The organism is Pseudomonas sp. LB3P58 (genome assembly GCF_054897895.1).
In genome coordinates this window covers 5,159,908-5,177,298 of record NZ_JBUBVE010000001.1, presented here as the reverse complement: position 1 = coordinate 5,177,298, position 17,391 = coordinate 5,159,908, and the positions used below count along the sequence as shown (strand labels likewise).

The window sequence follows — 17,391 nt, the reverse complement described above, 5'->3', positions numbered from 1 at the left end:
GTGATCTCCGTGTTTTGAAAAGTGTACCGGCGCTATAAACAGGTTTTGTAACTTATTTTACGCCGCTGGCCTTTCTAGAATAGCTGTTCACTTGTCTTGCCTACGAGTTGCCCCATGCCTGGCTTACGTCGTTTTCCCTTACCGTTGATCGCTGCCTTCTTCGCGTTGTACGTGATTTGGGGCTCGACTTACCTGGTGATTCGCATCGGCGTGGAGTACTGGCCGCCGTTGCTGCTCGCCGGTATCCGCTTCGTGATCGCCGGGACGTTGATGTACGCGTTCCTGCGTTGGCGCGGGGCGCCGGCACCGACCTGGGCGCAGTGGAAAGCCGCCGGGATCATCGGGATTTTGCTGCTGGCGTGCGGTAACGGCGGGGTGAGCGTGGCCGAACACATGGGTGTCGCTTCGGGTGTGGCTGCGTTGGCGGTGGCGACGGTGCCGCTGTTTACCTTGCTCTGCGGATATTTCTGGGGCGCGCGTAATACCCGTCTCGAATGGGCCGGGATTGTGCTCGGGCTGATCGGCATCGCCATGCTCAATCTCGGTTCCAACCTGCAATCGAGCCCGCTGGGTGCCGCGTTGCTGATATTCGCCGCAGCTTCCTGGGCATTCGGTTCGGTGTGGAGCAAACACTTGCCGTTGCCACAAGGCGCGATGGCCAGTGCCGTGGAAATGCTGGTGGGCGGCGTGGTCCTGTTGATCGGCAGTGCACTGAGCGGTGAGCATTTGGAAGCCATGCCGCCGATCGAAGGCTGGGCGGCCCTGGCCTATCTGACCTTCTTCGGCTCGATCATCGCTTTCAACGCTTATATGTATCTGTTGAAAAACGTGCGGCCGGCGGCGGCCACCAGTTATGCCTACGTCAACCCGGCCGTGGCGGTGTTGCTGGGGATCGTGTTTGTCGGCGAGACCATTGGTATCGAGGAAGCATTGGCCATGGCGGTGATCATCAGCGCGGTGGTGCTGATCGGGTTGCCGCAGTGGCGTCGTGCGCCGGAACGTCCCGCCGTGGTTGTGCCGACAGAATCCCGTGTGAATTAGGGTAAACTGCGCGCCATTGCACACTCGTTTTGCACAACCGCGCTGAATTTTCCTACGGTAATCCCATGACTTTCGCCTCCCTTGGCCTGATCGAACCCTTGCTGCGCTCTCTCGAGACGCTCGGCTACCAGACCCCGACGCCGGTTCAGGCGCAAGCCATTCCGGCGGTGCTGGCCGGTCGCGACCTGATGGCCGCCGCCCAGACCGGGACGGGCAAGACCGCCGGCTTCGCGCTGCCGCTCCTGCAATTGCTGGCCATGGAAGGGCCGAAAGTGGCGTCTAACTCGGTGCGCGCACTGATCCTGGTGCCGACCCGCGAATTGGCCGAACAGGTTCACGAAGCCGTGCGTCAGTACGCCGAGAACCTGCCGTTGAGCACTTACGCGGTGTACGGCGGCGTCAGCATCAACCCGCAAATGATGAAGCTGCGCAAGGGTGTTGACGTGCTGGTGGCGACGCCAGGTCGTTTGCTCGACCTGTATCGCCAGAAGGCCCTCAAGTTCAATCAGCTGCAAACCCTGATTCTGGACGAAGCCGATCGCATGCTTGATCTTGGTTTCTCCGAGGAACTGGGGAATATCTACCGCGTGCTGCCCAAGCAACGTCAGACGCTGCTGTTCTCCGCGACGTTCTCCGACGCGATCCGCTTGCTGGCCGGACAAATGCTCAACGATCCACTGAGCATCGAAGTCAGCCCGCGCAACGTGGCGGCCAACACCGTCAAGCAATGGGTGGTGACGGTCGACAAGAAGCGCAAGCCGGAGCTGTTCATCCACTTGCTGCGCAAGGGCAAGTGGAAGCAGGTGCTGGTGTTCGCCAAGACCCGCAACGGCGTGGATGCGCTGGTGGAAAAACTCCAGGGTCTGGGCATCAATGCCGACGGGATCCACGGTGACAAACCGCAGGCGACCCGTCAGCGTGCCCTGGACCGTTTCAAGGCCAGTGAAGTGCAGATTCTTGTGGCCACCGACGTCGCGGCCCGTGGTCTGGATATCGAAGATTTGCCATTGGTGGTCAACTTCGACCTGCCGATTGTGGCTGAGGACTACATCCACCGGATCGGTCGTACCGGTCGCGCGGGTGCAACCGGGCAGGCGATTTCGTTGGTCTGCGCCGATGAAGTGAATCTGCTGTCGGCCATCGAGACGTTGACACGTCAGACATTGCCTCGCCAGATGGAGCATGACTTCGAGCCTGAGCACCGGGTGCCGGATACCGATGCCAGCGGTCAGGTGGTCAAGAAGCCGAAAAAACCGAAGAAGCCGAAGACCTCCGGTGGCGGTAAACGCAACTTGGGTAAATGGGTTGAGAGTGGGGATGCTTCGGCGCCGGAGCCTTCGATCAAGCCTGTGCGGAAGGTGCCGGTGTTTAATACTGGACCGCGTAAGAAGAAGCCTTGATGGTGTGATCGGCTTGAGATCCAGCCCCTCACCCTAACCCTCTCCCCAAGGGGCGAGGGGACTGACCCAGTTGTTCTTTCGAGCTACATCGACCTGAGAAATCGAGTCGAACTCAGGCTTGAAAATCATGGGGATCTGCTCCCTTTCCCCCTCTCCCCACTGGGGAGAGGGCTGGGGTGAGGGGTGGATATTGAAGGCTGTAGTAGTACGTGCGGCAAACAAATCACGCCCCTCGTTTCAACCACTCCACCATCCCCAACCCTGCCGCTCGCCCACTGGCGAAACACGCGGTCAGTAGATAGCCGCCGGTCGGCGCTTCCCAATCCAGCATTTCTCCCGCGCAGAACACGCCAGGCAGTTGCTTGAGCATCAAGCGCTCATCCATCGACTCGAACATCACGCCGCCAGCACTGCTGATGGCCTCGTCCAGTGGGCGGGTTTTCACCAGTGTCAGTGGCAACGCCTTGATCGCTTTGGCCAGCAGCGCCGGATCAGCGAAGCATTCGGCCGGAGTGAGTTCGCGCAGCAACGCCGCTTTCACACCATCGATCCCGAGCTGGCTGTGCAGGTGTTTCGACATGGAACGAGACCCACGCGGTTTGCTCAGCGCAGCCTGAACCTTATCCACAGGCTTGCCCGGCAACAGGTCGAGGTGAGTGGTTGCCGAGCCGTGCTGATTGATGGCTTCGCGGATCGGCGCCGACAAGGCGTAGATCAAACTGCCTTCAATCCCGGTCGCCGTGATCACACATTCCCCGAGCCGCGGCACGTCGTCATTGAGGCCAATGGCGATGTTTTTCAGCGGTGCGCCGGCGAATTTGCTGATCATCAACTCGCTCCAGGCCTGCACCTCGAAGCCGCAATTACTCGGTTGCAGCGGCGCGAGTCCTACGCCGCGTTGTTCCAGTGGCAGCATCCAGGCGCCGTCCGAGCCGAGGCGCGACCAGCTGCCGCCACCAAGGGCCAGCAAGGTTGCGTCAGGCTTGACGGTTTTTTCACCCTCGGGGCTGTCGATGCGCAATTCACCGCTGTCATCCCAGCCGAGCCAGCGGTGACGGGTGTGGATAACGACGCCACTGTCTCGCAGACGTTTGAGCCATGCACGCAACAGAGGGGCGGCTTTCATGTCTGTAGGAAAGACTCTGCCGGAACTGCCGACAAAGGTTTCGATGCCCAGTTCATGAATCCATTGGCACAGCGCATCAGCGCCAAATGACCGCAATAGCGGCGCAATCTGCGGCGCGCGTTCGGCGTAGCGTGAGAGAAATGCCGGGTAGGCTTCGGAATGGGTGATGTTCATGCCACCCACGCCGGCCAGCAGGAATTTTCGCCCCACCGAAGGCATGCCGTCGTACAGGTCGACCTTGATCCCGGCCTGGCTCAGTACTTCGGCCGCCATCAAACCGGCGGGGCCGCCGCCGATAATGGCAACGTGAGAAGAGGCGGAGGGCGAGGGCTGGGTCATGGTGAGAGCTGCGGCGTGGCGGAATAAGCCGCGCATTCTACCAGCACGAATCATTGTGGGAGTTGTTGAAGAAGCTGATCAAAAAACAACCACCACTTTGCAGGCTATATGCAGCGTGGCCTGTAGGACCTTTCACTCAGGTTATCCACAGGCAGTTCCACAGGCATTGTGGGTAAAGACCCACACCTCAATGACAACCTGATGACTGCCAGACCCGTTGCGCGCTGTGATGCAGGATCCCATGACGGCGCGCCAAGGCCTTGCGGTCCTTGCTGTAGCCGCCGCCGATCACCCCGACCACTGGAATATCCCGGCCCAGGCAATGACGCATCACGCTTTCATCGCGAGCGGCGACGCCTTCGTCTGTCAGCTTCAGGTAGCCGAGCGCGTCATCTTTATGCACATCGACGCCGGCGTCGTACAACACCAGGTCAGGTTGGTAGAGCGGCAGCAAATAATTGAGCGCATCGTCCACCACCTTCAGGAAATCGGCATCGCCCATGCCCTTGGGCAGTGGAATGTCCCAGTCACTTTCGGCTTTGCGTGCAGGAAAGTTCTTCTCGCAGTGCAGGGAAACGGTCACCGCTTCCGGGGTGTTGTGCAGGATCCGTGCAGTCCCGTCGCCCTGATGCACATCGCAGTCGAAGATCAGCACCCGATTCACCCGACCGCTTTCCAGCAGGAAATGACTGATCACGGCCAGGTCGTTGAAGATGCAGAACCCGGCAGGATGGTCGTAGTGAGCGTGATGGGTGCCGCCGGCCAAGTGACAGGCCAAACCATGTTCCAGCGCCTGCTCAGCCGCCAGCAGAGAGCCGCCAACCGCACGTACTGTGCGTCGGGCCAGGGCTTCGCTCCACGGCAGACCGAGGCGCCGCTGGTCTTCGCGGGACAACTCGCCGCCCATGTAGCGTTCGATATACGCAGGGTCATGTGCGAGCGCGAGAATCTCTGGCGGGCAGAGGTCGGGGCGCAGCAGGTCGGCGTCGCGAGTCAGTCCGCTGTCCACCAGGTGATCGCGTAGCAGGCGAAACTTGTCCATCGGGAAGCGGTGATCCGCCGGGAACTCGGGACTGTAGTCTTCGTGGTAGATCAGGGGCAGGGGCATGGCTGATTTATACAGGACGGTAGGTAGGAATGAGTGAAGGATCCTACCAGCGATGTAGACTTGCGGCATGGGAACGGGGGGCATGATGGAACCGATACTGGAACTCGAGAGCGCGCGACTGTTGTTGCGGCAGTGGAGTGATGAGGATTTGCCGGAGTTTGCGGCGATGTGCGCCGATCCACAGGTGATGCGATATTTTCCGGCGCCCTTGAGTCGACTGGAAAGTGCTTCGTTGATCGGACGGATTCGTGGCCATTTTGCCGAGCATGGCTTCGGTCTCTGGGCGCTGGAACGTAAGGACACCGGGGCATTTATCGGTTTTACCGGGCTCGCAGAGGTCGGCTTCGACGCGCGTTTTACCCCGGCCACCGAAATCGGCTGGCGCCTGGCTCGCGAGCACTGGGGCCTTGGCTACGCCAGTGAAGCGGCGTGGACCGCTCTGCGCTGCGGGTTTGACCGGTTGGCACTGAAAGAAGTCGTGTCCTTCACCACCGAAACCAACACGCCGTCGCAGAAAGTCATGCAGGCAATCGGCATGCACCATGATTCAGCCGATGATTTCGACCACCCGATGCTCGCGGCCGATCATCCCCTGCGTCACCATGCGCTGTACCGCATCACCCGTGAACAATGGCTACAAACCTTGCATGGATAAGCCGGCACGGACGTTTACAATGGCTCCCATGGGCCCTGGCCAGAAATTGAATCGACCGTCGCAGCCAAGACTGCGCGGCATGCGTTGTGTGAGGAGAGTCTGAATGAGCCAAGTGTTGGATGATCTGGTTGACCTGCTGACCCTGGAACCGATCGAAGAAAACCTGTTCCGTGGCCGCAGCCAGGACCTGGGTTTTCGTCAGCTGTTCGGTGGTCAGGTGATCGGTCAGTCCCTGTCGGCGGCCAGTCAGACGGTCGAAGAAGCGCGCCATGTGCATTCGATGCACGGCTATTTCCTGCGTCCCGGCGATTCCGCGTTGCCGGTGGTTTATCAGGTTGATCGGGTGCGCGACGGTGGCAGTTTCAGCACCCGTCGAGTGACGGCGATCCAGAAGGGCAACCCGATTTTCACCTGCAGTGCGTCGTTCCAGTACGACGAAAAAGGCTTCGAGCACCAGGCCGAGATGCCGACCGTGGTTGGCCCGGAGAACCTGCCCTCGGAGCTGGAACTCACTCAGCAGCGCGCGCACCTGATCCCCGAGCACATGCGCGAAAAATTTCTCTGTCCGAAACCGATCGAGTTCCGCCCGATCACCGAGAAAGATCCGTACAACCCGCAGCCGTCTGATCCGATCAAGTATGTCTGGTTTCGCGCCGACGGTGCCTTGGCCGATTCTCCGGCACTGCATAAATACTTGCTGGCCTACGCCTCGGATTTCGGTCTGTTGACCACGTCGATGCAGCCCCATGGCAAATCGGTCTGGCAGAAAGACATGCAGGTCGCCAGCCTCGATCACGCGCTGTGGTTCCATCAGGATCTACGTGCCGATGATTGGTTGCTGTACGCGATGGACAGTCCTTGGGCGGGCAACTCGCGCGGTTTCTCCCGTGGCAGCGTGTTCAACCGCGCCGGGCAACTGGTGGCGTCGGTCACTCAGGAAGGTTTGATTCGTCACCGCAAGGATTGGGCATGAGCCTGGCCGAGGTGCGGCACTGGGTGTTCGATATGGACGGCACCCTGACGGTGGCCGTGCATGACTTCGCGGCGATCCGCGTGGCGTTGGCGATTCCTGCCGAAGACGACATCCTGACCCACCTCGCCGCGCTGCCGGCCGATGAAGCCGCCGCCAAACATGCGTGGTTGCTGGAACACGAACGGGACCTGGCGCTCGGTTCGAAAGCGGCACCGGGCGCGGTAGAACTGGTGCGTGAGCTGGCCGGGCGCGGTTATCGCCTGGGCATTCTCACGCGCAATGCTCGCGAACTGGCGCATGTGACGCTGGAGGCGATCGGCCTGGCCGACTGCTTCGCGGTGGAGGATGTGCTGGGCCGTGATGAAGCACCGCCAAAACCGCATCCCGGTGGTTTGTTGAAGTTGGCCCAGGCCTGGAATGTCCCGGCCAGTGAGATGGTGATGGTCGGTGACTACCGCTTTGATCTGGATTGCGGTCGGGCGGCAGGGGCGCGGACGGTGTTGGTGAACCTGCCGGATAATCCCTGGCCGGAATTGACGGATTGGCATGCCGCCGATTGTGTGGCGTTGCGGAAAATGTTGTCGGCTTGAGGGACCCTTCGCGAGCAGGCTCGCTCCCACATTGGAATGCGGTCATAAGTGGGAGCGAGCCTGCTCGCGATGGCGTCAGCTCAGCCACCACAAAAACTCACTGACCGAACAACGCCTTCTGCCCCTGCTGCGAGTTAAACATCCCATCCCCGTCATGCCCGACCCCGGGTACTTCAATCAGCTGCTGACTCAATCCTTGAGGATGCAGCCGCTTCAGATAAGCAAAATAATTGCGCCCGCGAGCCAATCGATTGGCTCCCTGAGCTTGGGCCTCACAGCTTTTATCCAGCGCCGGCTGCTTCGGGTCGCTGTCCTGCTGCCCGAGCAGATAAACGACATCGCGTTTGACGTAGTTTTCCTCCAACTGCTTGGCTGTTTGCCCGCCTGCGTAGGCGGGTAAATCCGCCAGTCCATATTTCCAGCGATTGAAATTCGGGCAAGCGGCATGTTTGAACGCCACTGGCCGTCGTTCATCGAAGTATGCATAAGACGACGGGTTGGCAATGACGTAACGCACCTGTATGTCGGCCGCCTTGAGCGCTGGCTGATCGTGGCCCAGCAACGCGTATCGCTGCACCACCTGAGCGCCACCGGAGTGACCGGCGATGACAATTTGCTTCACGTCTGGAAACTGCTTCCGATCGCCGATTCGGGCGATGATTTCGTCGAGCGCCGCGTAGGAGCTCAGGGAAAACGGAGCGGTGGATAAACCGCCCGCCATCCAGTCATTGCCCTGCCAGCGCAATACGCTGTCAGCCACAGGATTGGCCGCGACGTCGGTGTCATTGAGAAATTGCGGGGCGAGCACCAAGGTGCTCGCGCTTTGCCCGGCTTGTTCGGCCGCGTGCACGGCGCTCTGGCGATAGGTGTCGGCATTGCGCAATCGACCATGGATGATGATCAGCACGCGTTCGATTTTTTTCGGCGCCGGGCCGATGCCCACCGCGATTTCACCTGCAGTCAGCAGCAGGCGTCCGGGGCTGACTTCCTTGACCGCATGCTCGGCAGCCTGGGCGCTTGCGCAGGTGATCAGTAGAGCTAACAGCCACTTATTCATTTATAGGTTTTTCGCTGCAAAGGTATCGCACTGGCCGACCTGGCCTTGCGCGAATCCGGTTTTGAACCAGCGCACCCTTTGCGCCGACGTACCATGAGTAAATGAATCCGGGACCACGCGCCCCTGACCTTGTTGCTGCAAACGGTCATCGCCGATGGCATTGGCGGCGTTCAAGGCTTCTTCGATGTCACCGGGTTCCAGCCAGTTCAGCCGTTTCTGCGCATTGTTGGCCCAGACTCCGGCGAGGCAATCGGCCTGCAGTTCCTGGCGTACCAGCAAACCACCGTCGCCTTCCATCTGACGGCCCTGTTGGCGGGCGGTCTGAATCTTTGCCGAAACACCGAGCAAGGTCTGCACATGGTGTCCGACTTCGTGAGCGATCACGTAGGCCTGAGCGAAGTCGCCAGCGGCGGAAAAACGTTGGGACATTTCCTGGAAGAAACTCATGTCCAGGTAGACCTTCTGGTCTGCCGGGCAATAGAACGGGCCGGTCGCCGATGTCGCCAGACCACAGGCCGAATTGATGCGGTTGCTGAACAGCACCAGGGTCGGTTCCTTATATTGACGACCGGCCTGCTGGAAAATCTGACCCCAAGTGTCTTCGGTATCGCCGAGGATCGAGCGCACGAACTCGGCTCCTTCATCATTGGCCGGCGGCGCCTTGCGGGTTTGAGTCGGGGCCGGTGCTGATTGCTCGCTCATCTGCCCGGTCAGTTGCCCGAGGATTTGCATCGGGTCCTGGCCGGTGATCCAGCCGATCCCGACGATCAAGATAATCGCCGTCAGGCTCAGACCCTTGCCGCCACCAAAGCGCATCCCGCCACCGCCACCGCCGACATCATCGCCACGGGCATCGACCACGTTGTCGCTGCGTCGGCCTTTTTTCCATAGCATGTGGGAACCCTCTGATTGTCCGTGGGATGAGTGTTGCTGCTGAGTGGGAGCGGCGCCAGTCCGGTCGTCCATCTTTTGTTGCGCACAGCAGTCTTCCCGGCAGCCTGTGGAGGGTGGCCGGGAGTCTTCCAGACTCGTATTGAACACAGACAACCCATCTAATTCCTTCAGGCGACGGGTTTTTATCGAGCAGGCGACCGCCCGCGTCGAGGGAATTACCGGTCGAACGCATCCCACACCGGCGCAAAGTCCGGGTTGACCTGGCGTTCGCGTTTGGACAAACCGGCGATCAACGCACGGTCTTCGTCATCCAGATTCACCTCGAGCGCCGCCAGGTTGGCCAGTTGATTGGCCTGGCTGCTGGCTTTTGGAATGGCGGCCACGTTCGGTTGATCAAGCAGCCACTTGAGTGCGACCTGTGTTGGCAGGACTCCGTGTTTGGCGGCGATCTGCTGAATGTGCGGGATGTCCGAGACCTTGTTGCGGGCCAGTGGCGTGTAGGCCGTCAGCGCCAGGTCATGTTGACGGGCGTAGTCCAGCAGAGCGTTTTGTCCGAGCAGTACGTGGTATTCGACCTGGATGGCTGACAGCGGCGTCCCCAGTTCCTCGACGACTTTGCGCAACAACGGCAGTGGAAAATTCGCCACACCGATGTTGCGCGCCAGTCCTTGTTCCTTGAACGACACCAGGGTCTCGATCGTGCGCGACAGGTCCCAATCGGTGGTCGGCCAATGGATCATGAACAGGTCAACGTAATCGCTGCGCAAGGCCTTGAGACTGCGGTCCATGGAATGGCGCATGGCATCGGGTTGAAGCTGATCCCACCAGACTTTGGTGGTGACGTGGATTTGATCGCGAGGGGTAGGACTGTTCACCAGCGCTTGGCCGACGGCGTCTTCATTGTTGTAGGCCGCGGCGGTGTCGATGTGCCGATAACCCAATGCCAAGGCCTGTTCCACGGCGCGTGTGCATTCTTCGCCGAGCATCGGCCAGGTGCCGAGGCCGAGTTTGGGCATGTTCAAACCCTGTGCGTTAACGATGCGCTGCATAGTCGATCTCCTGTTCGTAAGCGGTAATGCCTGCGATATGTCGCGCGGCGATGTAGCCGAAGGTCAGCGCCGGGCCCAGATTGATGCCGCCGGCGGGGTAGTGGCCGCCCATGATGCTGGCCATGTCGCCGCCCGCCGCGTACAGCCCGGCGATGGCCTCGCCCGATTCGCCAAGAACCTGGGCATGTTCATTGACCTTGAGGCCGGCGAAGGTGCCGAAGCAACCGGGCTGGACCTTCACGGCATAGAACGGACCTTGTTCGATCGGGGCGACGCAAGGGTTGGGTTGCTGCAACGCATCACCCTGTTTGCGGTTGTAAGGCGTCGAACCGCGACCGAACAGCGGGTCTTCACCGTTGCGCGCGTGCCGGTTGTATTCGGACACAGTGCTGCGCAGACCGTTCGGGTCGATGCCGCAGGCCTCGGCCAATTCCTCGATCGTGTTGCCGGTTTTCAGATAGCCGTTGCGGAGAAAGGATGACAGCGGCAGCGGAAACGGCCGAGAGATACCCAAGCCATAACGCCGCTGAAAGCCATGCGTGCAAACCAGCCAGGAGGCGACTGCTTCACCCTTCGGGGCGGCGGCGACCATGGCCGTCACATAGTCGTAGTAGCCGTTGGCTTCGTTGACGAAGCGCTGGCCGTTGCTCAACACGCCGATGATCCCCGGTTTGCCGCGCTCGATGATGTGCGGGAAGTGGCCGATTCTGCCGTCCTTGTGTGGCACTTGCGAAACCGGTGCCCAGGCGACCGGCGACGCCAGATCGGTGTTCACCCGCGCGCCGGCGCTTTCGCCCAGTCGCAGGCCATCGCCGCAGACGCCGAGGGGTGGCAACGCCAAATGTTCATGCCCGGTTGGCGTACGGGGAAACAATGCCTTGCGCCGCTCGATGTCATTGGCAAAACCGCCGGCCGCCAGCACCACGGCCTTGCGCGCATGGATGCGGACCTTGCCTTTGGTGGTGCTGACCACCGCGCCTCGGACCTGATCGTTTTCGCACAGCAGTTCGGTAACGGGCGCCGACTCCCAGAGCAATACGCCGAGGTCTTCGGCGGATTTTGCCAACCGAGCCACCAGCGCGACACCGTTGACCAGTTGCATCGCCCGACCATGAACGGCGAGATCGAACAGGTGCAGCGAAAAGCGCCGGGTCACGTGCCAGGCCGCCGACAGCGAGCGCGTCAGATTGAGAAATGCCGAGAGGTCCGCGCCTGCCATGATTGGCATGCCCATGAACGACGTTTCCCGCAGGGTCTTGCGAAGACGCTTAAGCAGCTTGCCGACTTTTCGCCCGTCATAAGGCGCAGCGATGACCGAACGTCCTCCCGTGCCGGCGCCCGGTGTATCGCCATGGATATCGGCAATGGCGTTGCCGTCGGCAAACTGCAGCGAGGTGTGCTGCTCAAAGAACGCCACCATCCGCGGCCCGGCTTCGAGGAAAGCATCGATCATGGCCGGCTCGTAACGTTCGCCCAATTCGTGTTTCAGGTAAGTGCGCGGTTGCTCGACGTCTTCGACGATCCCGGCACGCCGGGCCAAGGGGTTGCACGGCACCCAGGCCCAGCCACCGGACCACGCCGTGGCGCCGCCGAACACCGGGTCCTTTTCAACCACGATGACTTTCAAACCGTGCCACGCAGCGGTGACTGCAGTCGATAGCCCGGCCGCACCGGAGCCGACGATGAGCACGTCGCAATCGATATCCGGGAGACTTTTTGATTCGGCAGGCATCGTCTGAAGCTCCAGCGGTTTGTATTTTTTAGAATTTGATTCCAGAAAATATAGGAGCGTGATCGGGCTCGGCAACTGCTCAACGGGGTAAATCGGGCGGTTATCGGACAGTGGGTTCCAGATTTCGCATTCGGTCGGTTGTCTTCTAGAATCGGACAAATTTTGTGTGGAACCTCCCATGGCCGGCAGTCAGATCGAACGTGTTTTCAGCGTGCTTGAAAGCCTCACCAGTGACCCTCGTGGGCTGCCGATGCAGACGCTGGCGGAGCAACTGGATATTCCCAAAAGCGCGACCCACCGGTTGCTCGCCGAGCTAATTCGGCTGGGTTATGTGCGACAGAATCCGGAGAACTTGCGGTATCACCTGTCGACCAAACTGGTGGCCATGGGTTTCCGTTACCTGTCGGGCAGCGGCGCCGATATTGTGCAGCCGGTGCTTGATCGCCTCGCCCAGGAAACCGGCGAGCTGGTGCGGCTTGGGGTGATTGAAGGTGAGCGGCAGATCTGGATCGCCAAATCCCAGGGCGCCCGTTCCGGCCTGCGCTACGACCCGGACATGGGCCGCGATGCGCCCTTGTTTTACACCGCGTCGGGGCATGCGTGGCTGGCGTGCATGAGCGATGCCGAGGCGCTGTCCCTGGTCGAACGGCAGGGTGGCGAGCGGCCGAAGGACCTCGGGCCGAATGCACCGCGTTCCAACATCGAATTGCTGGAACGCCTGCGTATGGCGCGGGAGCAGGGTTATGCCTGGGTCGAGGAGAGTTCGGCGGTGGGCACCTCGGCGATTGCTGCGGTCGTGCGACATCCGAGTGATGGTCGAGTCATCGGTGTGCTGAGCATCGCCGGGCCCAGCGCGCGGATGCCGGGGGCGCGACTGCATGAGTTGGCGCCGCTGTTGTTGACGTTTACCGAGGAGCTGTCGGCAGCCAGTCTGGCTTCAGAGTTGTTCAGCTGATTGATGCGTGCGTTGTTCGCACACTTTTTTGGTTTGCTTGTGTAAGAATCTGGAACCAGGTTCTAAATTATTGGAATTCGCTCTTCCAACAATAATCACAAGAGGACCGCACGATGAGTTCACCCCTGCGTATTGCCCTGATCGGGGCTGGCAACATGGGCCAGCAGCACTACCAGCATCTGAAGTCGCTGACGGAAGCAACCTTGTGCGCAGTGGCCGATCCGGGTCCGCAAACCGCAGGCCTCGCGGCGGAGTGGGGTGTGGCGTATTTCGCTGATCACCGTCAGATGTTGGAGCAGGTCAAGCCAGACGCGGTGATCGTCGCCAACCCGAATACGCTGCACGTCAGCACTGCTCTCGATTGCCTTGCTGTCGGTGTGCCGGTCCTGCTGGAAAAACCGGTGGGCGTGCACAGGGATGAAGTCCGCGAGCTGGTCGCCGCTTCGAAAGCCACGGGCGTTCCTGTGCTGGTCGGTCATCATCGCCGGCACAATCCGTTGATCGTCCGCGCCCATGAACTGGTGCAGAGCGGCGCGCTGGGCCGGCTGACGACGGTGACCGCGCTCTGGCAGTTGCGCAAACCTGACAGCTATTTCGAGACGCCCTGGCGCCGTGAACCCGGCGCGGGAATGTTGCTGACCAACCTGATTCACGACCTCGATCTGCTTCGGCATTTGTGTGGCGAAGTGCGGCAGGTTCAGGCGATCACCAGCAATGCGGTGCGGGGGTTTGCCAACGAAGATTGCGCGGCGGTGTTGCTGCAATTCGACAGCGGCGCGCTGGGTAGCCTGACCGGTTCGGACGCGGTCGCGGCGCCCTGGAGCTGGGAGCTGGATTCCGGGGAAAACCCGGTGTACCCACGTCAGGCCGATCAGCCGTGTTATCTGCTGGCCGGGACCGGTGGTGCGTTGAGCATTCCGCAGCTCAAGCGTTGGCACTACGCCGACACCGATGGGGGGTGGCACCAACCGTTGCTGCCGGTGCAGGAAAACTTCAGCGCCGATGAAGCGCTGCGTTTGCAGTTGCAGCATTTCGTGCGCGTGGCGCGTCGGGAAGTCGAGCCGCTGGTGAGCGTCGCCGATGCCGCCCGCACGTTGGCGCTGATTGAAGCGATACGCGAGGCTGCCGAAACCGGCCGTGCCTGCGCACCGACCTTGATCGAGGAATGACCATGAACGAAAGGATCTTTTCCCTGGCCAGCCTGACGGTACTGGAATTGTCACCACCGGAGATGGTCGAAGTGGCAGCACAGGCCGGCTACAGTCATGTCGGATTACGCTTGGAGCCTGCGACGCCTGAAGAACACCACTTTGCGCTGGTCGCCGATGTCGGGTTACGGCGCAGGACATTGGCGCGACTGCGCGATACCGGCATTCGTGTGTTGGATGTCGAAATCCTGCGCCTTAAACCGGAAACCGTCGTCGCCGATTTCGAGAAGATTCTGGCGGTCGGTGCCGAATTCGGTGCCAGTGAATTGCTGGTGGCCGGTAACGATTCTGACGAACAGCGGCTCACCGATAACTTCGCTCGGCTGTGTGATCTGGCGGCACCTTACGGGCTTCATCCGCATTTGGAATTCATGCCGTGGACCGATGCGCGCAATCTTGAGCAAGCGGTGCGCATCGTCGAAAACGCGGGGCGTGAAAACGGCGCGGTGTTGGTGGATGCCTTTCACTTCGACCGTTCGGCTTCGCGGCTGGAAGATCTGGCCAGAGTTGCCCCGTCACGGTTACGGTATGTCCAGCTGTGCGACGTTGCCGGGCCAAGGCCGAAGGACATGGCCGAAATTCTGCGCCAGGCCCGTAACGAGCGGCGTTTTCCGGGCGATGGCGATTGTGATCTGGCGGGGTTGTTGCAGTGTTTACCGGCCGATATTCCGTTGAGCCTGGAGATCCCCACCGTGAAGTTGCTTGAGCAGGGCGTGAGCGGGTTGCAGCGAGCGCGGATGGCGTTGAGTAAAACCCATGAGTTGTTAGCGCGGCTGTAAGGGATGCTTTTAAATTGTTGCTGCAAGACACAAGGGATATCGAATGACCGTCAGCACTCCGCTCTCCGGCGTAAACCAACCCTTCAAAGGGATTTTGCTGATCGTCGTTGCGACCTTCCTGTTTTCCAGTCACGACGCTTTGTCGAAATACCTCTCGGGCTTCTACCCGATCGTCATGGTGGTGTGGGCCCGGTATGTGGTTCACACCTTACTGATGGCCGGGATTTTTCTGCCGCAATCCGGGCTCGGTGTCCTACGAACCAAACGGCCGTTACTTCAGCTGTTGCGGGCGTTGTGCCTGTTGGGCACCAGTCTGTTTTTCACCACCGGCTTGCAGTACATCCCGTTGGCCGAAGCCACGGCGGTCAACTTTCTTGCGCCGGTTCTGGTGACTGCGCTGTCGGTGCCACTGCTGCGCGAGCACGTCACGCGTGGCCAGTGGATTGCAGTGATTTGTGGATTCATCGGTGTGTTGATCATCGTCCATCCCGGCGGAGAACTCTTTACTCCGGCGGTGTTGCTGCCGCTCTGCTCGGCGCTGTTTTTCTGCTTCTATCAGTTGCTCACCCGCAAGCTCAGCAACATCGACAGCCCGACCACCAGCAACTTCTTCGCCGGGTTGTGCAACACCCTGGTGATGAGTGCGCTGGTGCCATTCTTCTGGCAAGTCCCCAGCCTGGGCCATGGATTCATGATGGTGGCGCTGGGCGCCTGCGGGATGACGGCTCACCTGTTTCTGACGCAAGCCTTCCGCCACGCAGCCCCAGCGTTGTTGGCGCCGTTCGGTTATTGCCAGATTGTCTTTGCCGGTTTGCTGGGCTGGTTGCTGTTTTCTCACACGCCGACCCTGACCACGGTGGTCGGGATCGCGGTGATTTGTTGCAGCGGGTTGGCAGCAGCCTGGCAGCAGAGTCGTCGGTGAGAGCAGCAGGGCAGGCCTGGAATCAGGCCTGCCGGGGGAGGGGGGTTACGGGGTGACGGTTGGAATCTTGCGCGGTGCCATGAAGTACATCCAGATCAGCGCAATGAAGTACATCGCCGGAATCATGGTGAACAGCACCGTGTAGTTGTTGTTGGTGATCGTCAGAATGTGGCCGACCAACTGGGTCATGAACATCCCGCCGATGGCCGCGCACATGCCACCGAAGCCGAACACCGTACTCATCATGTGTTTAGGCGTGTAGTCCATCACCAGGCTCCAGATGTTCGCGGTCCAGGCCTGGTGCGCACCGATGGCCAGGGAGATGGCGAACACGGCGACCCACAGACTGCTCGAACCCGCCGCCATGATCACGCCGACGATGCAGCAGGCGAACAGGAACATGGACATCAGCCGCGCCTTGATCGGGTTGACGCCGCGGCCGATCAGGAACGAGGACAGGATCCCGCCGCCGACGCTGCCGAAATCGGCAGTGAGGTAGATGATGATCAGCGGGATACCCATCTGGGTCACGTTGATCCCCAGGTTGTATTGCTGATTGAGGAACGGTGGCAGCCAGTAGAGGTAGAACCAGAACACCGGCGCGGTAATCGCATAAGCCAGGGCGAAGGCCCAGGTGCCACGCATGCGCAGGATTTTCGAGAACGGTACGCGGGATTGTTCCGGTTCGACTTCTTTCTGGATGTAGTCCAGTTCCGATTGTTTAACGCTCGGGTGATCTTCCGGGTTGAAGTACTTCAAGCCCCAGAACAGCAACCAGATCCCGCCCAGTGACGACATGCACAGGAACGCGGCCTGCCAGCCCCAGACATGCAGGATCAGCGGCAACAACATGGGGGTGAACATCGCACCGACGTTGGTCCCGGCGTTGAAGATGCCGGTGGCCACGGCGCGTTCGCCGGCCGGGAACCACAACCGGGTGGTCTTCACGCACGCCGGGTAGTTGGCGGCTTCTGTCAGACCCAGAATGAACCGGCAGACCATGAAGCCGACGGCCGAAGTGGCCAGGCCATGGGCGCCGGTCGCCAGGCTCCAGAGCAGCACGGCGAAGAAGAACACGCGCTTGACGCCGACCCGATCGATCAACCGGCCTTGCAGCACGAAACCGATGGCGTAGCCGACCTGGAACCAGAAGTTGATGTTGGCGTAGTCCATCGCCGTCCAGCTCATTTCCTTGGCGAGAATAGGCTGCATCACGCCCAGTGCGGCGCGGTCGATGTAGTTCAGGGTGGTGGCGAAGAACACCAGCGCCAGCATGCCCCAACGGGTTTTGCCGACCGCCATCGCGCCGCGGATCTTGTCGCCGATGCCACCAGTGGCAGGAGTCATGGAGGAACGCTCCACGGGAGAGCTTTGAGAAGGAGTCATGTAGGCCACCGATTATTTTTATGTGGTGTTCTGGGTCTTTGGTAACCGAGACCGGTGTGTGTGACCGGGCTCAATGTGGAGTCGATGTTGCGCAGTGGACGAAAAATCGTCAATTCGCCAAGGGCCATTGTGTTCGATAATCGCACGCAAAACTAACCGGGTAGTACACTTTGAATT

The 17,391-nt window shown here is 60.5% G+C and carries 16 protein-coding genes; 9 read left to right on the top strand and 7 right to left on the bottom strand.

Going from position 1 to position 17,391, the window contains the following annotated elements; translation table 11 throughout:
• The first annotated feature begins 114 nt into the window (after positions 1-114).
• Both yedA and ACYZTZ_RS24115 read left to right on the top strand, forming a co-directional pair.
• Complete coding sequence (gene yedA / locus ACYZTZ_RS24120; RefSeq protein WP_461999919.1) at positions 115-1,041, top strand: drug/metabolite exporter YedA; 927 nt, start codon at positions 115-117, stop codon at positions 1,039-1,041.
• Positions 1,042-1,106: 65 nt separating this feature from the next.
• Positions 1,107-2,441 (top strand): DEAD/DEAH box helicase, encoded by a 1,335-nt coding sequence (locus tag ACYZTZ_RS24115; protein WP_046048739.1) that lies wholly within the window; start codon positions 1,107-1,109, stop codon positions 2,439-2,441.
• Between the two features lie 223 nt (positions 2,442-2,664).
• On the opposite strand, the gene ACYZTZ_RS24110 is transcribed toward ACYZTZ_RS24115, so the two are convergent.
• Positions 2,665-3,906 (bottom strand): TIGR03862 family flavoprotein, encoded by a 1,242-nt coding sequence (locus ACYZTZ_RS24110; protein WP_461999918.1) that lies wholly within the window; start codon positions 3,904-3,906, stop codon positions 2,665-2,667.
• 187 nt (positions 3,907-4,093) lie between these two features.
• Positions 4,094-5,014, bottom strand: a complete 921-nt coding sequence (locus ACYZTZ_RS24105) for a histone deacetylase family protein (RefSeq protein WP_461999917.1) — start codon at positions 5,012-5,014, stop codon at positions 4,094-4,096.
• An 85-nt stretch (positions 5,015-5,099) separates the two neighbouring features.
• Between ACYZTZ_RS24105 and ACYZTZ_RS24100 the strand changes: the two genes are divergently transcribed.
• The 3 genes from ACYZTZ_RS24100 to ACYZTZ_RS24090 all read left to right on the top strand — a co-directional run bounded on the left by ACYZTZ_RS24100 (position 5,100) and on the right by ACYZTZ_RS24090 (position 7,232).
• The gene (locus tag ACYZTZ_RS24100; RefSeq protein ID WP_046048742.1) at positions 5,100-5,669 is read left to right on the top strand and encodes a GNAT family N-acetyltransferase; all 570 of its coding nucleotides are present in this window, start codon (positions 5,100-5,102) and stop codon (positions 5,667-5,669) included.
• 103 nt (positions 5,670-5,772) lie between these two features.
• Positions 5,773-6,642: an acyl-CoA thioesterase II gene (gene tesB / locus ACYZTZ_RS24095; protein ID WP_140680951.1), complete on the top strand. Its 870-nt coding sequence runs from the start codon at positions 5,773-5,775 to the stop codon at positions 6,640-6,642.
• On the top strand, positions 6,639-7,232 hold the full coding sequence (locus ACYZTZ_RS24090; RefSeq protein ID WP_461999916.1) for an HAD family hydrolase: 594 nt from the start codon (positions 6,639-6,641) through the stop codon (positions 7,230-7,232). The genes tesB and ACYZTZ_RS24090 overlap by 4 nt, the downstream gene beginning before the upstream one ends.
• A 97-nt stretch (positions 7,233-7,329) precedes the next feature.
• On the opposite strand, the gene ACYZTZ_RS24085 is transcribed toward ACYZTZ_RS24090, so the two are convergent.
• The 4 genes from ACYZTZ_RS24085 to ACYZTZ_RS24070 form a co-directional block, all read right to left on the bottom strand.
• Positions 7,330-8,289, bottom strand: a complete 960-nt coding sequence (locus ACYZTZ_RS24085) for an alpha/beta fold hydrolase (RefSeq protein WP_461999915.1) — start codon at positions 8,287-8,289, stop codon at positions 7,330-7,332.
• Entirely contained in the window at positions 8,290-9,183 is an 894-nt protein-coding gene (gene ypfJ / locus ACYZTZ_RS24080; protein WP_461999914.1) for a KPN_02809 family neutral zinc metallopeptidase, read from the bottom strand.
• Between the two features lie 215 nt (positions 9,184-9,398).
• On the bottom strand, positions 9,399-10,232 hold the full coding sequence (locus tag ACYZTZ_RS24075) for an aldo/keto reductase (protein ID WP_461999913.1): 834 nt from the start codon (positions 10,230-10,232) through the stop codon (positions 9,399-9,401).
• Complete coding sequence (locus ACYZTZ_RS24070; protein ID WP_461999912.1) at positions 10,216-11,964, bottom strand: FAD-dependent oxidoreductase; 1,749 nt, start codon at positions 11,962-11,964, stop codon at positions 10,216-10,218. Before ACYZTZ_RS24070 ends, ACYZTZ_RS24075 begins: the two co-directional genes overlap by 17 nt.
• A gap of 178 nt (positions 11,965-12,142) precedes the next feature.
• Here ACYZTZ_RS24070 and ACYZTZ_RS24065 point away from each other — a divergent pair, with 178 nt between their 5' ends.
• The 4 genes from ACYZTZ_RS24065 to ACYZTZ_RS24050 all read left to right on the top strand — a co-directional run bounded on the left by ACYZTZ_RS24065 (position 12,143) and on the right by ACYZTZ_RS24050 (position 15,828).
• Positions 12,143-12,919, top strand: coding sequence for an IclR family transcriptional regulator (locus ACYZTZ_RS24065; protein WP_046048747.1), 777 nt, complete (start codon positions 12,143-12,145; stop codon positions 12,917-12,919).
• A 113-nt stretch (positions 12,920-13,032) separates the two neighbouring features.
• Positions 13,033-14,088, top strand: a complete 1,056-nt coding sequence (locus tag ACYZTZ_RS24060) for a Gfo/Idh/MocA family protein (protein WP_461999911.1) — start codon at positions 13,033-13,035, stop codon at positions 14,086-14,088.
• Between the two features lie 2 nt (positions 14,089-14,090).
• Positions 14,091-14,906 carry a sugar phosphate isomerase/epimerase family protein gene (locus ACYZTZ_RS24055; protein ID WP_461999910.1) on the top strand — a complete coding sequence of 272 codons (816 nt, stop codon included), beginning with the start codon at positions 14,091-14,093 and terminating at the stop codon, positions 14,904-14,906.
• 43 nt (positions 14,907-14,949) lie between these two features.
• Positions 14,950-15,828, top strand: coding sequence for a DMT family transporter (locus tag ACYZTZ_RS24050; protein ID WP_056744635.1), 879 nt, complete (start codon positions 14,950-14,952; stop codon positions 15,826-15,828).
• A 45-nt stretch (positions 15,829-15,873) separates the two neighbouring features.
• Here the strand turns inward: ACYZTZ_RS24050 and ACYZTZ_RS24045 are convergent, their stop codons facing one another.
• Positions 15,874-17,175, bottom strand: coding sequence for an MFS transporter (locus ACYZTZ_RS24045; protein ID WP_236713333.1), 1,302 nt, complete (start codon positions 17,173-17,175; stop codon positions 15,874-15,876).
• Positions 17,176-17,391 lie beyond the last annotated feature (216 nt).

Excerpts from the sequence above, each read along its gene's own strand:
- yedA (WP_461999919.1), top strand. The coding sequence starts at position 115 with ATGCCTGGCTTACGTCGTTTTCCCTTACCGTTGATCGCTGCCTTCTTC.
- ACYZTZ_RS24115 (WP_046048739.1), top strand. The coding sequence starts at position 1,107 with ATGACTTTCGCCTCCCTTGGCCTGATCGAACCCTTGCTGCGCTCTCTC.
- ACYZTZ_RS24110 (WP_461999918.1), bottom strand. The coding sequence starts at position 3,906 with ATGACCCAGCCCTCGCCCTCCGCCTCTTCTCACGTTGCCATTATCGGC.
- ACYZTZ_RS24105 (WP_461999917.1), bottom strand. The coding sequence starts at position 5,014 with ATGCCCCTGCCCCTGATCTACCACGAAGACTACAGTCCCGAGTTCCCG.
- ACYZTZ_RS24100 (WP_046048742.1), top strand. The coding sequence starts at position 5,100 with ATGGAACCGATACTGGAACTCGAGAGCGCGCGACTGTTGTTGCGGCAG.
- tesB (WP_140680951.1), top strand. The coding sequence starts at position 5,773 with ATGAGCCAAGTGTTGGATGATCTGGTTGACCTGCTGACCCTGGAACCG.
- ACYZTZ_RS24090 (WP_461999916.1), top strand. The coding sequence starts at position 6,639 with ATGAGCCTGGCCGAGGTGCGGCACTGGGTGTTCGATATGGACGGCACC.
- ACYZTZ_RS24085 (WP_461999915.1), bottom strand. The coding sequence starts at position 8,289 with ATGAATAAGTGGCTGTTAGCTCTACTGATCACCTGCGCAAGCGCCCAG.
- ypfJ (WP_461999914.1), bottom strand. The coding sequence starts at position 9,183 with ATGCTATGGAAAAAAGGCCGACGCAGCGACAACGTGGTCGATGCCCGT.
- ACYZTZ_RS24075 (WP_461999913.1), bottom strand. The coding sequence starts at position 10,232 with ATGCAGCGCATCGTTAACGCACAGGGTTTGAACATGCCCAAACTCGGC.
- ACYZTZ_RS24070 (WP_461999912.1), bottom strand. The coding sequence starts at position 11,964 with ATGCCTGCCGAATCAAAAAGTCTCCCGGATATCGATTGCGACGTGCTC.
- ACYZTZ_RS24065 (WP_046048747.1), top strand. The coding sequence starts at position 12,143 with ATGGCCGGCAGTCAGATCGAACGTGTTTTCAGCGTGCTTGAAAGCCTC.
- ACYZTZ_RS24060 (WP_461999911.1), top strand. The coding sequence starts at position 13,033 with ATGAGTTCACCCCTGCGTATTGCCCTGATCGGGGCTGGCAACATGGGC.
- ACYZTZ_RS24055 (WP_461999910.1), top strand. The coding sequence starts at position 14,091 with ATGAACGAAAGGATCTTTTCCCTGGCCAGCCTGACGGTACTGGAATTG.
- ACYZTZ_RS24050 (WP_056744635.1), top strand. The coding sequence starts at position 14,950 with ATGACCGTCAGCACTCCGCTCTCCGGCGTAAACCAACCCTTCAAAGGG.
- ACYZTZ_RS24045 (WP_236713333.1), bottom strand. The coding sequence starts at position 17,175 with ATGACTCCTGCCACTGGTGGCATCGGCGACAAGATCCGCGGCGCGATG.